This window comes from Streptomyces sp. DG2A-72, from assembly GCF_030499575.1.
Classification (GTDB): Bacteria; Actinomycetota; Actinomycetes; order Streptomycetales; family Streptomycetaceae; genus Streptomyces.
Genome location: NZ_JASTLC010000001.1, coordinates 2,616,846 through 2,629,765, shown reverse-complemented (window position 1 = coordinate 2,629,765; position 12,920 = coordinate 2,616,846). Strand labels below are relative to the sequence as shown.

Here is a 12,920-nt window from a genome sequence, read left to right as displayed (position 1 = left end):
TAGTTCACGGTTTTGAGGCCGTGCCAGCAACCGCAGGTCCAGCCTGCACTGTTCACGGACATCGCACAGGCCTACCCTTGATCGCCATGGCACCCTCACGACCGGGTAACCGCAGGACACGCATTCATGTGGTCAGTGACGTGCACGGTAACGCCCGCGACCTGGCCAGAGCCGGTGACGCTGCGGATGCCCTGATCTGCCTGGGCGACCTGGTGCTGTTCCTCGACTACGCCGACCACTCGCGCGGCATCTTCCCCGACCTGTTCGGCGTCGAGAACGCCGACCGTATCGTCGAGCTGCGCACCGCCCGGCGCTTCGAGGAGGCACGGCAGTTCGGGGCGAGCCTGTGGGCGGGCATCGGCGGGGACCGCGCCGCCGCGATCGAGAAGGCGGTGCGCAAGCAGTACGCCGAGATGTTCGCCGCGTTCCCGACGCCGACGTATGCGACGTACGGCAATGTCGACATGCCGCCCTTGTGGGCCGAGTACGCCGGGCCGGGCACGACCGTCCTCGACGGGGAGCGGGTGGAGATCGGCGGCCGGGTCTTCGGCTTCGTCGGCGGCGGACTCCGCACGCCCATGCGCACGCCGTACGAGATCAGCGACGAGGAATACGCGGCGAAGATCGAGGCGGTGGGGGAGGTGGACGTGCTCTGCACGCACATCCCTCCGGAGGTCCCCGAACTGGTCTACGACACCGTGGCGCGACGTTTCGAGCGGGGCAGCCGGGCGCTGCTGGCGGCGATCCGCCGGACCAGGCCGCGCTATGCCCTCTTCGGCCACGTCCACCAACCCCTCGTCCGCCGGATGCGGCTCGGGGCCACGGAGTGCGTGAACGTCGGGCACTTCGCGGGGACGGGGAAGCCGTGGGCGCTGGAGTGGTGAGTGCTTTCCGGCAAGGCGGGCCATGGGGGTGAAGTCGGCAGATCGGGCGCGCGGTAGCCTTCACGCTGCACACATAGTGCGCATGAGATCTGGACGATCTACCGGCCCGCATCTGGAGGAGCCACGGCGATGGCGGAACACACCAGCTCGAGCATCACGATCGAGGCGGCACCGGCCGACGTCATGGGGGTGATCGCCGACTTCGCCCGCTACCCGGACTGGACCGGCGAGGTGAAGGAGGCGGAGGTCCTCCGGACGGACGGGAAGGGGCGGGCCGAGGAGGTCCGTCTGGTCATGGACGCCGGGGCGATCAAGGACGACCAGACGCTGGCGTACACCTGGACCGGTGAGCACGAGGTGTCGTGGACGCTGGTGAAGTCCCAGATGCTGCGGTCCCTCGACGGCTCCTACATCCTCAAGCCGGCCGGCGCCGGTTCGACCGAGGTCACCTACCGGCTGACCGTCGACGTCAAGATCCCCATGCTCGGCATGATCAAGCGCAAGGCCGAAAAGGTCATCACGGACCGAGCGCTGGCGGGACTGAAGAAGCGGGTGGAGTCGGGGCCGGTGGAGTAGGGGGTTCATCCGTAGGACGCGGGCTGCGGGTGAGTGGGGGCTGGTCGCGCAGTTCCCCGCGCCCCTCAGGGGGTTGCAGCCCCGTCGGCCTGCGTAGCCGCGGGCGGCAACCCGTCAGCGCCGGGCTGCGCGGCCGACCCCTGAGCACCAGCGCCGGGCACCTTGATACGAGGGCTGAGCGTCACGTCCGTTACGGTTCAAACCCATGCGCACCATCCTGATCACCGGCCCGGGCGGCAGCGGCCGTACGACCGTCGCCGCCGCCACCGCACTCGCCGCCGCCCGCGACGGCGTCGAGACGCTGGTGCTGAGCGGCGATCGGACGGACACGCTCGGGGCCGCCCTGGGGGCGAGCGTCGGTCCGGCCCCGAACCGCGTCGCCCCGCACCTGACCGCCTGGCGACCGGACGCCGCCGGCGCGTTCCGGGACGACCTCGCCGCCTTCCAGGAACGCGCGACCGCAGCCTTCGACCTGCTCGGCGCCTCACGGCTGGACCCGGAGGAAGTCACCCCGCTCCCCGGCGCGGAAGAGCTCACGCTGCTCCGCGCGCTACGGGACGCCGCGCTCGCGGAGGCGCACGAACTGCTCGTCGTAGACCTCCCGGCCATCCCCGACGCCCTGGCCCTCCTCTCCCTGCCCGAGGAGCTCCGCCGCTACCTGCGCCGCCTCCTCCCGCCCGAACGGCAGGCGGCCCGCGCCCTGCGCCCCGTGCTGGGGCGGCTCGCCGGGGTCCCCCTGCCCGCGGAGTGGCTGTACGAGACCGCCGCCCGCTGGGACACCGAGCTGGCCGCCGTCGAGGCCGTCATCGCCGACCGGAACACCGTCGTACGACTGGTCGCGGAGCCCGGCCCGAGCGGCGCAGACGCCGTACGCACCGCCACCCTCGCCCTCGCCCTGCGCGGCCTGCGCCCCGACGTCCTCGTCGCCAACCGCGTCCTGCCCGACACCGCCGCCGACAGCTGGCTCGCCGGTCCCGTCGCCCAGCAGCGCAAGGCACTGGAGGAGTGGGAGGGGGCGTACGAGATCCAGGTCGTCGCCCACCTGGGACGGGACCCGCGCGGTACCGACGACCTCACAGCCCTCACCGTCCCCGGCGTCAACACACGCCCCTCCACCGTCGAGTGGCCGGTCACCGACCGGCTCGCCGACGACGGCGGCAGCCGGGTCCTCGTCTGGCACATCCCGCTGCCCGGCGCCCAGCGGGACGACCTGGACCTCGTCCGGCGCGGCGACGAACTCGTCGTCACGGCAGGGCGGTTCCGGCGTATCGTCCCGCTGCCGTCCGCCCTGCGCCGCTGCACCGTCGACGGCGCCGCCCTGCGCGACGGCGAGCTGCGCATCCGATGCGTGCCGGACCCCGATCTATGGCCCCGGACACGGTGAAACCGGTACGCCCGTTCGGGTAACGTCGTAGAGACGAACCGTAGTCAGGAGAGTCCGCCATGAGCGAAGAGCGCCCCGCGTCCGACCCCGCTCAGGAGAAGCTCGAGAAGAACGAGACCGCCGAGCGGGAAGCCGTCGACGAGGTACGCGCGGCCGACGCCGACGCCTGGGCGACAGCGTGTGCCGAGGATCTCGCGGCGGAGAAGGCCCGCCGCCGCTCCGCCTACGGCCCGCCGCCGGGCTCGGCCGCCGAGGAACTGCGCAAGCTCGTCGACACCGTCGCGGACAAGCTGTCCGGTCTGCAGTCCCCGCTGTTCGGTGCGGTCGCCGGACCCGCCGCCGAGCAGATGGTGCGCCAGGTCGTCCAGCAGGCCAAGGCCGCCGTGGAGCCCGTGATCGAGCGCAACCCGGACGTCTTCGACCACCTCGCGGCCGCAGGCAACGAACTCCTCGCCGCCTACCGCTCCGCCGTCCAGGCCCAGGAGCAACGCTGGACCGGCCGCATGGACGAACTGAACGAGTCCCCCGACCGGGACGACCCCGACGACCCCGGCGAGGGCACCGGCCCCGGCCAGCGCATCGACTTGGACTGACGCCCCCCTCGGGTACGGTTGGCCGTAGCGGGGCTCGACCGAAACTGAGGGATTCATGGGACTCACCATCGGCGTCGACATCGGCGGCACGAAGATCGCGGCCGGCGTGGTCGACGAGGAAGGCAACATCCTCTCGACCCACAAGGTGCCGACCCCGGGCACGCCCGAGGGCATCGTGGACGCCATCGCCTCCGCCGTGGAGGGCGCACGTGCCGGGCACGAGATCGTCGGCGTGGGTATCGGTGCCGCCGGTTACGTCAACCGCCAGCGCTCCACGGTCTACTTCGCGCCCAACATCGACTGGCGCCAGGAGCCGCTGAAGGAGAAGGTCGAGGCCCGCGTCGGCCTCCCCGTGGTCGTGGAGAACGACGCCAACGCCGCCGCATGGGGCGAGTACAAGTTCGGCGCCGGCAAGGGCCACCGCAACGTCATCTGCATCACGCTCGGCACCGGCCTCGGCGGCGGCATCATCATCGGCAACAAGCTGCGCCGCGGCCACTTCGGCGTCGCCGCCGAGTTCGGCCACATCCGCATGGTCCCGGACGGCCTGCTCTGCGGCTGCGGCTCACAGGGCTGCTGGGAGCAGTACGCCTCCGGCCGCGCCCTGGTGAGATACGCCAAGCAGCGCGCCAACGCCACCCCCGAGAACGCCGAGCTCCTGCTGGGCATGGGCGACGGCACCCCCGACGGCATCGAGGGCAAGCACATCTCCATGGCCGCCCGCCAGGGCGACCCCGTCGCCGTCGACTCCTACCGCGAACTCGCCCGCTGGGCCGGCGCCGGCCTCGCCGACCTCGCCTCCCTCTTCGACCCCTCCGCCTTCATCGTCGGCGGCGGCCTCTCCGACGAGGGCGAACTCGTCCTCGACCCCATCCGCAAGTCCTACAAGCGCTGGCTGGTCGGCGGCAACTGGCGCCCGGTGGCGGATGTGATCGCGGCGCAGCTGGGCAACAAGGCCGGGCTGGTGGGCGCTGCCGACCTGGCGAGGGAGCCGGACCCGATCATGTAAGAGGGCGGTCGGTGACGCCCTCAGGGGCGCGGGGCTGTATCAACATGCGGCTCCGCCGCGTGGGCGCGACCAGCCACAACGAACCGGCAGTCGCCCACAAGCCTCGCGCCCCGAGCTATTGGGCGTAAATTGATCCACATGGAGCTGCTGCCCAACTCCCGTACCGAGCCGGACGGTTCCGCCCTCGTCCGCGTCCTGAGCTACAACATCCGCTCGATGCGCGACGACCCCCAAGCCCTGGCCCGCGTGATCACCGCCTGCGCCCCCGACCTGGTCCTGATCCAAGAAGCCCCCCGCTTCTTCCGCTGGCGCAAGAAACTCGCCCGCCTGGCCCGCGCAGCGAACCTCGTCATCCTCACCGGCGGAGCGAGCGCAGCCGGACCCGCGATTCTCTGCGACCTCCGTGCCACCGTCGAGCGGACCGAGGACGTCCTCCTCCCGCTCACCCCCGGCCAGCACCGCCGCGGCTTCGCCACCGCCGTCGTCCGCTTCGGCGGCGTCCGCGTCGGCGTCCTCAGCTGCCATCTCAGCCTCCAGAAGGACGAGCGGTACGACCAGGGCGGCATGCTCCTCGACCGCCTCGCCGGCCTGGGCGTGGACCACGCGATCGCGGGTGGTGACCTCAACGAGCGTCCAGGAGGCCGTGCCTTCGCCCGGATCGCGCACACCCTCCAGGACTGCTGGGCCACCGCTCCCTGGGGCGCCGAGCACACCTGGACCCGCGACGCACCCCACCGCCGTATCGACGCGATCTTCGCTACGAAGGGCATCGAGGTGCTCGGCTGCGGGGTGCCACTCGGCCACCCAGGGATCACCGACGCAGACCTGAGGGCGGCCACGGACCACCTCCCGGTCCTGGCCGCCCTCAGAATCCCGGCGAACTAGAAGAACCCGGGTGAGCTAGACGACCGCTCCCCGCCCCGGATCGTCGTCGTCCTCGTCATCCGTCCGCATCCGCATCACCAACGTGGCGAAGCCGCCCACGAAGCCGCCGATGCCGAGCGTGGTGAGCCACCAGGTCATCTCCCAACTGAGGAGAACCGCGAGCAGCAGCAGGAGCGGCCCGCCGATCACACCGAGCCAGGCGAACTTGGCGGTGGCGTCGGCGGCGGGCAGCGGCGGCGGCTCGGGCGGTACGAAGTGGCCCTCGTCGTCCTCCGCGAAGTCGTCCTCGGACGGCTCGGGCGCGGTGTAGTCCCGGGGGCCGACGCCGGGCGCGAAGGAGACGGAGCTGCCGAGCGGCTCGGCAGGTTTCGCCGCCTCCTCCTCACCGTCCTTGTCCTTGTCCTTGGAGCCCTTCGTGGAGTCCTTGGTCTCCTCGGCGCTCTCGTCGTTGGTCTCCGGCTCCAGCAGCGCCAGGTCCTCGACGGACTTGAACGGCTTGGCACCCGGCGGGTCCTTGGGCTCCTCGCCGTACCCCGCGACGATCGCCTCCCAGGCGGCGGCCTCGTCGAAGGGCACACCCTGCTCGTCCGGCTCGCGGTCCTCGCGGTCGGAGTCGTGCTCAGCCACCTGCGGCCGTCCCTTCCTTGCCGAGACTGGGTGCGAGCCGGCCGATGAACGCGAAGCTCTCCGCGAAGATCCGGTCCGCATCGTGGTCCAACGTCGCCACGTGGTAGCTCTGTTCCAGCAGGATCTCCCGGACGTCCGTCGACGAGATCCGGCTGAGGATCCGCGCGGAGTCGGCGGGCGGCACGACATGGTCCTGAGGGCTGCGCAGGAGCAGCATCGGCTGGGTGACCTGCGGCAGTTCGCCGTCGAGCAGCCGGAAGAACCGGCGCAGGGAGTGCGCGGCGTGCAGCGGCACCTTGTCGTACCCGACCTCCGCGCTGCCGGGCAGGGCGATGTCGCTGGCGATCCCCTTCGTCGTACGGACGAGATGGCGGGCCACCGGAAGGGCGTACGCCGTGAGGCCGTGCACCTTGTTGGCCGGGTTGACGACCACGACGCCGCTGATCGCGTCCCCGTGCTTGGCGGCCAGCCGCAGCGCCAGCGCGCCGCCCATGGACAGGCCCGCGACGAACACCTGCGTGCACCGCTCGCGCAGGGCGCGCAGCTCGCGGTCCACCTCCGCGTACCAGTCCTGCCAGCCGGTGAGCTGCATGTCCTCCCAGCGAGTGCCGTGCCCGGGCAGCAGCGGCAACGAGACGGTCAGGCCGCGCTCGGCGAGATACCCCGCCCAGGGACGCAGCGACTGCGGCGAGCCGGTGAAGCCGTGGCAGAGGAGGACGCCGACCTCCCCGCCCTCGTGGCGGAACGGCTCGGCTCCAGGGAGGAGCGGCACCTTGGGTCTCCTGTCGATGAGCGTTCATGAGAAAGGCGGTGTGCTTCACCGTACGCGACCGCACTGACACCGACCAGGGTCGTCGGGTCCATTGACAGTGCGCCGGGTTAAGGTCTGATCGACGGACACAGGAGGCACTCGGTTGTTGTACGGCGCGATGAAGGTATCCATCGGGGGGCCGCTGAAGCTCGCCTTCAGGCCCTGGGTGGAAGGCCTGGAGAACGTACCCGCCGAGGGCCCCGCGATCCTGGCGAGCAACCACCTGTCGTTCTCGGACTCGTTCTTCCTGCCCGCGGTCCTCGACCGCAAGGTCACCTTCATCGCGAAGGCCGAGTACTTCACCACCCCCGGACTCAAGGGCCGGATGACCGCCGCCTTCTTCAAGGGCGTCGGCCAGCTCCCGGTCGACCGCTCCGGTGCGCGCGGCGCCGGCGAGGCCGCCATCAAGAGCGGCATCGACGTGCTGGAGCGCGGTGAGCTGTTCGGCATCTACCCGGAGGGCACGCGCTCGCCCGACGGCCGCCTCTACCGGGGCAAGCCCGGCGGCCTCGCGCGCGTGGCGCTCGCGTCCGGCGCGCCGGTCATCCCGGTCGCCATGATCGACACGGAGAAGATCCAGCCGCCGGGGAAGGTGATGCCGAAGCTGATGCGCCCGGGCATCCGCATCGGCAAGCCGCTGGACTTCAGCCGGTACAACGGCATGGAGCACGACCGCTTCGTACTGCGCGCGGTGACCGACGAGGTCATGTACGAGATCATGAAGCTCTCCGGCCAGGAGTACGTCGACATCTACGCGACCGCCGCCAAGCGGCAGATCGCCGAGGCGGTCAAGGCCGAGAAGGAAGCGGAGAAGGCGGCCAAGGCCGCACTCGCGCAGGCCGAGAAGGAACAGGCCGAGAAGGAGAAGTCCTAGACAGGGCAGCCTGGGACCTGGGGGGGGGCCAAGTGAGCACGGTCGGGCTCTCGACACCGACTGGAGCGCCCCGGAGGCGAACGACTAAAAAAGGGGGGACACGTGACCAAGCGCGAGCGCGTCATGCGGATGTCGGTCGAGCAGCCGCTGTGGCGTGCCCTCACCGGCTACCGGATCCTGACGCTCCTGTACGCGATCGGTCTGTTCGCCACGTCCTACCACGAGTTCACCCGCCCCTGGGTGGCCATCGCGTACTACGCCGTGCTGTCCGTCTGGACGTTCGCGACCCTGCCCCGCGTGGCGAACGCGGCGAGCTGCACCAAGCGGTTCCTCGCCGTCGACCTCACCGTCGCGCTCGCCGGCATCCTGCTCACCGGGTTCGCCGTCAGCACCGAGCGGATCGAAGCCGGCGGCTCGACGCTGCCGTCGATATGGACCGCCGGGTCGGTGCTCGCGTTCGCCATCAAGGGCGGCTGGCGCTGGGCGGTCTTCGCCTCCACGCCGGTCGCCGTCGCCAACCTGATCTACCGCGGCGCACCGGCCCGCGACACCGTCCACAACGTGATCCTCGTCTGGGTCGCCTCCATCGCCATCGGCTACGTCGTCGAGGTCGCCCGCGCCTCCGAGCGCACCCTCGCCCGCGCCCTGGAGATCGAGGCCGCCACCCGCGAACGGGAGCGGCTCGCCCGGGACATCCACGACAGCGTCCTCCAGGTCCTGGCGATGGTGCAGCGGCGCGGCTCGGTGCTCGGCGGCGAGGCGGCCGAACTGGGCCGGATGGCGGGCGAACAGGAGGTGGCGCTGCGCACGCTGGTCTCCGGCGGCATGGTGCCCGTCTCCCGGGTGTCGGAGGACGCCGCCGAGGGGGCGGTCGTACGAACGGTCGAAGAGCCGGACGAGGACGGGCCGGTGGACCTGCGTTCACTGCTCGCCCCCTACGCGGGCGCCCGGGTCAGCCTCGCCGAGCCCGGCGCCCCGGTGCCGTTGCCGCCGGCCGCCGCGAAGGAGCTGGCCGCCGCCGTAGGGGCCGCCCTGGACAACGTACGCAAGCATGCCGGGGAGGACGCCCGGGCCTGGATCCTGGTCGAGGACGAGCCCGACGAGGTCCTCGTGACCGTACGGGACGACGGGCCAGGCATCCCCGAGGGGCGGCTCGCGCAGGCCGAGGGCGAGGGGCGGCTCGGGGTCGCCCTGTCGATCCGGGGGCGGCTGCGGGACCTCGGCGGCAGCGCCGAGCTGATCTCGGTGCCGGGGCAGGGCACGGAAGTCGAACTGAAGATGCCGAAGAACATCTCAGGGGGGACGCGATGAGCGAGCGGCAGGGCCCGATCAAGGTGATGGTGGTCGACGACCACCCGATGTGGCGCGACGCCGTCGCCCGCGACCTCGGCGAGTCCGGCTTCGACGTGGTGGCCACCGCGGGCGACGGCGACCAGGCCGTACGCCGGGCCAAGGCCGCCGCGCCGGACGTCCTGGTGCTCGACCTCAACCTCCCCGCGAAGCCGGGCGTTCAGGTGTGCAAGGAACTCGTCGGCCACAACCCGGCGTTGCGCGTCCTGGTGCTGTCCGCGAGCGGTGAGCACGCCGACGTACTGGAGGCGGTGAAGTCGGGCGCGACCGGCTATCTGCTCAAGTCGGCCTCGACCGAGGAACTGCTCGACGCGGTGCGCCGTACGGCCGTCGGCGACCCGGTGTTCACGCCCGGCCTGGCCGGACTCGTCCTCGGCGAGTACCGGCGGCTGGCCTCCGAGCCCCTGCCCGCCGCGGCGGGCACCGAGCAGCCCAAGGCCCCGCAGCTCACCGAGCGGGAGACCGAGGTACTGCGGCTGGTCGCCAAGGGCCTGAGCTACAAGCAGATCGCCGAACGCCTCGTCATCTCCCACCGCACGGTGCAGAACCACGTGCAGAACACCCTGGGCAAGCTCCAGCTGCACAATCGCGTGGAACTCGTGCGGTACGCGATAGAGCGCGGACTTGACGACGAGTAAACCAACCGACCGCTGATTCACCGGAATTGCCCTTCCGACCCATCCCTTGGTGACCTGGATCACTATTAGCGTTGCCTCACCAGGCAACCGCGGCGAAGGGACATTTCCATGCGGGTCGGAGTACTGACCGGAGGCGGCGACTGCCCCGGGCTCAACGCCGTCATCCGGGCCATCGTCCGCAAGGGCGTGCAGGAGTACGGCTACGACTTCGTCGGCTTCCGGGACGGCTGGCGCGGTCCCCTCGAGAACGACACCGTACGGCTGGACATCCCCGCCGTACGCGGCATCCTGCCCCGCGGCGGGACCATCCTCGGCTCCTCGCGGACCAATCCGCTCAAGCAGGAGAACGGCATCCGCCTCGTCAAGGAGAACCTCGCCAAGCAGGAGGTCGAGGCGCTCATCGTGATCGGCGGCGAGGACACCCTCGGTGTCGCCGCGCGGCTGTCCGACGAGTACGGCATGCCGTGCATCGGCGTCCCGAAGACCATCGACAACGACCTGTCCGCCACCAACTACACCTTCGGCTTCGACACCGCGGTCAGCATCGCCACGGAGGCCATCGACCGCCTGCACACCACCGCCGAGTCCCACATGCGCGTCCTGGTCTGCGAGGTCATGGGCCGGCACGCGGGCTGGATCGCCATCCACTCCGGGCTCGCGGGCGGCGCCAACGTCATCCTCATCCCCGAGCAGCGCTTCGACGTCGACCAGGTGTGCGCCTGGGTGACGTCCCGCTTCAAGGCGTCGTACGCCCCGATCGTGGTCGTCGCCGAGGGCGCCATGCCCAAGGACGGCGACATGGTGCTCAAGGACCAGTCCCTCGACTCCTTCGGGCATGTGCGGCTGTCCGGCGTCGGCGAGTGGCTGGCCAAGGAGATCGAGAAGCGCACCGGCAAGGAGGCCCGCACCACCGTCCTGGGGCACATCCAGCGCGGCGGCACGCCCAGCGCCTTCGACCGCTGGCTCGCCACCCGCTTCGGACTGCACGCCATCGAGGCCGTCCGCGACGGTGACTTCGGGAAGATGGTCGCGCTGCGCGGCACGGACATCGTCCGCGTCCCGATCGCCGAGGCCACGGCCAAGCTGAAGACGGTCGACCCGAAGCTGTACGAGGAGGTCGGGGTCTTCTTCGGCTGACGGCTGTCTTGGGCGCCGGCCGGGCATCTCAGCCTCGGGCCATGCCGGATGCGAAGTCGGCCGGCGTTGGACGGCAACAACGAGGCGGAGGCGGGCCAGGGGGCTGTCCTCGACAAGTCCCTGGAGGCCATCGAGGGATCGAGGACGACACCCTGGCCCGCCTGGTCACCTTCCCGAACGTCCTCGACTACCGGGCCGGCCGCCGCTCGGAGAACGTGCTGGTGCCGCGCAGCTGACCGACCAGTTCCCGTACGACGGCGGCGCCGTTCAGCGTCAGCACCGACTCCGGGTGGAACTGCACGCCGGCGAATCCGGGCCCGCGTACGGCATGGACCTCGGGGGAGGCGCTCCGGCTCACCTCGATGCCGTGCGCGGCCAGTTCCTCGGCCGTCTCGTCGTCGCAGCGCGCCACGAAGCTGTTGTAGAAACCGACGGTCTCCGTCCGTCCGAACAGGTCGATCTCCGTCTGCGCGCCCTGGTACGGGACTTCCTTCCGTACGATCTCCAGCCCCAGCTCGGCCGCGATCAGCTCGTGCCCGAGGCAGACGCCGAGGACGCCATGGCTGTTTTGCGTGCGGAGCACCTGGGCGGTGAGGCCGCGCAGGAAGCTCATCTTGGGGTCCGTCAGGTCGTTGGGGTCGCCCGGGCCGGGGCCGAGGACGACCGGCCCTTCGTGCGCGAGGACCGCCTCCCGCAGTCCCGGCTCGTCGTAGCGCCGGACGGTGACGGTGAGGCCCGACGACCGCAGGACATGCGCGAGCATCGCCGTGAAGGTGTCCTCGCCGTCGACGACCAGGGCGTGTCCGGTGAGCTCGGCGGAGCGCTCCTGCATCCGCAGCCAGAACGGCGCCAGCGAGGCCCTGCGCCCGTCGAGCGCGACACGCACGCGTGGGTCGTCGGCGAGATGCACGCGCGCGTGCTGCTCACGCGGCCGGGACGGACGTACACCCAAAGCCGTCAGCACACCCGCGGCCTTCGCGTGTGTCTCCGCGACCTCGCTCGCCGGGTCCGAACCGCGTACGAGCGTGGCGCCGACCGGCACCCGCAGGCGTCCGTCGGCGTCGATGTCGGCGGTGCGGATGAGGATGGGGGAGTCGAGGGTCTGGGCGCCGCCGGAGTCCTTGCCGAGGAGGGCGAGCGCGCCCGCGTAGTAGCCCCGCCCGCCGACCTCGTGCCGCTCGATGACCCGGCAGGCGTTCTGCACCGGCGAGCCGGTCACCGTCGCCGCGAACATGGTCTCCTTCAGGATCTCCCGCACATCCAGCGAGGATCGGCCGCGCAACTCGTACTCGGTGTGGGCGAGATGGGCCATCTCCTTCAGCCGCGGTCCCACGACGACCCCGCCCATGTCGCCGACCGTGCACATCATCTTGAGCTCCTCGTCGACGACCATCGACAGCTCCTCGATCTCCTTGCCGTCGTCGAGGAAGTCCAGCAGGTGCTCGGGGGTGGGGCCTTCGGCCGGGTAGCGGTACGTCCCACTGATCGGGTTCATGACGACGGTCCCGCCGGACATGCGGACGTGCACCTCGGGGCTCGCGCCGACCAGGGTGCGGTCCCCGGTGTGGACGACGAACGTCCAGTACGCGCCCCGCTCGCCCTCCAGGAGCCGCCGGAACAGGGCCAGCGCGTCGGCCCGTCCGAACCCCGGGATCTGCCCCTCGTACGTGCGCCGGATGACGAAGTTGGCGCCCTCGCCCTGCCCGATCTCCTGGTGCAGCACGCGGCCGACGATCTCGGCGTACTCGTCGTCGTCGACGTCGAAGCCGCCGCCCTCGACGCGCACCTCGTGGGCGGGCAGGCTCGCGAGCGCCTCGTCCAGTGCGATGTCACACACCACCTCGGGCGTCAGCACCGCCAAGGGCGTCCCGTCGTCCCGCACATCGAACCCACGTTCGCGAATCTGGCGGAAGGGGATCAGGGCCAGGCCCTCGTCGGGGAGGTCGGCGAGGCGGTCGTATGCGGTGACCGGGCCGATCATGACCTCCACGGTCTCGTGATCGTGGCCCGGGGTGCGGCGGCGCAGCAGGGCGAACGGGCGGGGGTCGTCCAGCAAGCCGAGCAGGTTCATGGGTCCGTGCTCCTTCTCAGGTGGAGAGGAACGGCCCGGGCCCGAAAACGCCGAAGGCCGCCCCTCGGGCGGCCTTCGCGA

General features: G+C 71.1%; 13 protein-coding genes and 1 pseudogene. 11 read left to right on the top strand and 3 right to left on the bottom strand.

Going from position 1 to position 12,920, the window contains the following annotated elements; genetic code table 11:
• Window positions 1-86 precede the first annotated feature (86 nt).
• The 6 genes from QQY66_RS12595 (at window position 87) to QQY66_RS12570 (ending at window position 5,331) form a co-directional block, all read left to right on the top strand.
• Complete coding sequence (locus QQY66_RS12595; protein WP_301979305.1) at window positions 87-884, top strand: metallophosphoesterase; 798 nt, start codon at window positions 87-89, stop codon at window positions 882-884.
• 129 nt (window positions 885-1,013) lie between these two features.
• A complete protein-coding gene (locus QQY66_RS12590) occupies window positions 1,014-1,460 on the top strand; it encodes an SRPBCC family protein (protein WP_301979303.1) in 447 nt (148 codons plus the stop codon).
• Between the two features lie 205 nt (window positions 1,461-1,665).
• Window positions 1,666-2,844 (top strand): ArsA family ATPase, encoded by a 1,179-nt coding sequence (locus QQY66_RS12585; protein ID WP_301979301.1) that lies wholly within the window; start codon window positions 1,666-1,668, stop codon window positions 2,842-2,844.
• Window positions 2,845-2,903: 59 nt separating this feature from the next.
• Window positions 2,904-3,437, top strand: coding sequence for a DUF5304 domain-containing protein (locus QQY66_RS12580; protein ID WP_301979299.1), 534 nt, complete (start codon window positions 2,904-2,906; stop codon window positions 3,435-3,437).
• Between the two features lie 55 nt (window positions 3,438-3,492).
• Window positions 3,493-4,446 carry an ROK family glucokinase gene (locus tag QQY66_RS12575; RefSeq protein ID WP_301979295.1) on the top strand — a complete coding sequence of 318 codons (954 nt, stop codon included), beginning with the start codon at window positions 3,493-3,495 and terminating at the stop codon, window positions 4,444-4,446.
• Window positions 4,447-4,584: 138 nt separating this feature from the next.
• Entirely contained in the window at window positions 4,585-5,331 is a 747-nt protein-coding gene (locus tag QQY66_RS12570; protein ID WP_301979294.1) for an endonuclease/exonuclease/phosphatase family protein, read from the top strand.
• A gap of 15 nt (window positions 5,332-5,346) precedes the next feature.
• Here QQY66_RS12570 and QQY66_RS12565 read toward each other — a convergent pair whose 3' ends face one another.
• Both QQY66_RS12565 and QQY66_RS12560 read right to left on the bottom strand, forming a co-directional pair.
• Entirely contained in the window at window positions 5,347-5,958 is a 612-nt protein-coding gene (locus tag QQY66_RS12565) for a hypothetical protein (RefSeq protein ID WP_301979293.1), read from the bottom strand.
• Window positions 5,951-6,730, bottom strand: coding sequence for a carboxylesterase (locus QQY66_RS12560; RefSeq protein ID WP_301979292.1), 780 nt, complete (start codon window positions 6,728-6,730; stop codon window positions 5,951-5,953). Before QQY66_RS12560 ends, QQY66_RS12565 begins: the two co-directional genes overlap by 8 nt.
• Before the next feature lie 157 nt (window positions 6,731-6,887).
• Here QQY66_RS12560 and QQY66_RS12555 point away from each other — a divergent pair, with 157 nt between their 5' ends.
• The 5 genes and pseudogenes from QQY66_RS12555 to QQY66_RS50360 all read left to right on the top strand — a co-directional run.
• Entirely contained in the window at window positions 6,888-7,643 is a 756-nt protein-coding gene (locus QQY66_RS12555; protein WP_301979291.1) for a 1-acyl-sn-glycerol-3-phosphate acyltransferase, read from the top strand.
• A gap of 102 nt (window positions 7,644-7,745) precedes the next feature.
• The gene (locus tag QQY66_RS12550; protein ID WP_301979290.1) at window positions 7,746-8,954 is read left to right on the top strand and encodes a MacS family sensor histidine kinase; all 1,209 of its coding nucleotides are present in this window, start codon (window positions 7,746-7,748) and stop codon (window positions 8,952-8,954) included.
• Window positions 8,951-9,631 carry a response regulator transcription factor gene (locus tag QQY66_RS12545; RefSeq protein ID WP_301979288.1) on the top strand — a complete coding sequence of 227 codons (681 nt, stop codon included), beginning with the start codon at window positions 8,951-8,953 and terminating at the stop codon, window positions 9,629-9,631. The genes QQY66_RS12550 and QQY66_RS12545 overlap by 4 nt, the downstream gene beginning before the upstream one ends.
• A 108-nt stretch (window positions 9,632-9,739) precedes the next feature.
• Window positions 9,740-10,768, top strand: a complete 1,029-nt coding sequence (locus tag QQY66_RS12540; protein WP_301979286.1) for a 6-phosphofructokinase — start codon at window positions 9,740-9,742, stop codon at window positions 10,766-10,768.
• Between the two features lie 81 nt (window positions 10,769-10,849).
• Window positions 10,850-11,004 (top strand): annotated as a pseudogene (locus tag QQY66_RS50360) (2-hydroxyacid dehydrogenase); the annotation flags it as partial.
• On the opposite strand, the gene QQY66_RS12535 reads toward QQY66_RS50360, so the two are convergent.
• Window positions 10,956-12,839 carry an anthranilate synthase family protein gene (locus QQY66_RS12535; protein ID WP_301979285.1) on the bottom strand — a complete coding sequence of 628 codons (1,884 nt, stop codon included), beginning with the start codon at window positions 12,837-12,839 and terminating at the stop codon, window positions 10,956-10,958. The pseudogene QQY66_RS50360 and the gene QQY66_RS12535 overlap by 49 nt on opposite strands.
• Window positions 12,840-12,920: the final 81 nt, after the last annotated feature.

Excerpts from the sequence above, each read along its gene's own strand:
- QQY66_RS12595 (WP_301979305.1), top strand. The coding sequence starts at position 87 with ATGGCACCCTCACGACCGGGTAACCGCAGGACACGCATTCATGTGGTC.
- QQY66_RS12590 (WP_301979303.1), top strand. The coding sequence starts at position 1,014 with ATGGCGGAACACACCAGCTCGAGCATCACGATCGAGGCGGCACCGGCC.
- QQY66_RS12585 (WP_301979301.1), top strand. The coding sequence starts at position 1,666 with ATGCGCACCATCCTGATCACCGGCCCGGGCGGCAGCGGCCGTACGACC.
- QQY66_RS12580 (WP_301979299.1), top strand. The coding sequence starts at position 2,904 with ATGAGCGAAGAGCGCCCCGCGTCCGACCCCGCTCAGGAGAAGCTCGAG.
- QQY66_RS12575 (WP_301979295.1), top strand. The coding sequence starts at position 3,493 with ATGGGACTCACCATCGGCGTCGACATCGGCGGCACGAAGATCGCGGCC.
- QQY66_RS12570 (WP_301979294.1), top strand. The coding sequence starts at position 4,585 with ATGGAGCTGCTGCCCAACTCCCGTACCGAGCCGGACGGTTCCGCCCTC.
- QQY66_RS12555 (WP_301979291.1), top strand. The coding sequence starts at position 6,888 with ATGAAGGTATCCATCGGGGGGCCGCTGAAGCTCGCCTTCAGGCCCTGG.
- QQY66_RS12545 (WP_301979288.1), top strand. The coding sequence starts at position 8,951 with ATGAGCGAGCGGCAGGGCCCGATCAAGGTGATGGTGGTCGACGACCAC.
- QQY66_RS12540 (WP_301979286.1), top strand. The coding sequence starts at position 9,740 with ATGCGGGTCGGAGTACTGACCGGAGGCGGCGACTGCCCCGGGCTCAAC.
- QQY66_RS12535 (WP_301979285.1), bottom strand. The coding sequence starts at position 12,839 with ATGAACCTGCTCGGCTTGCTGGACGACCCCCGCCCGTTCGCCCTGCTG.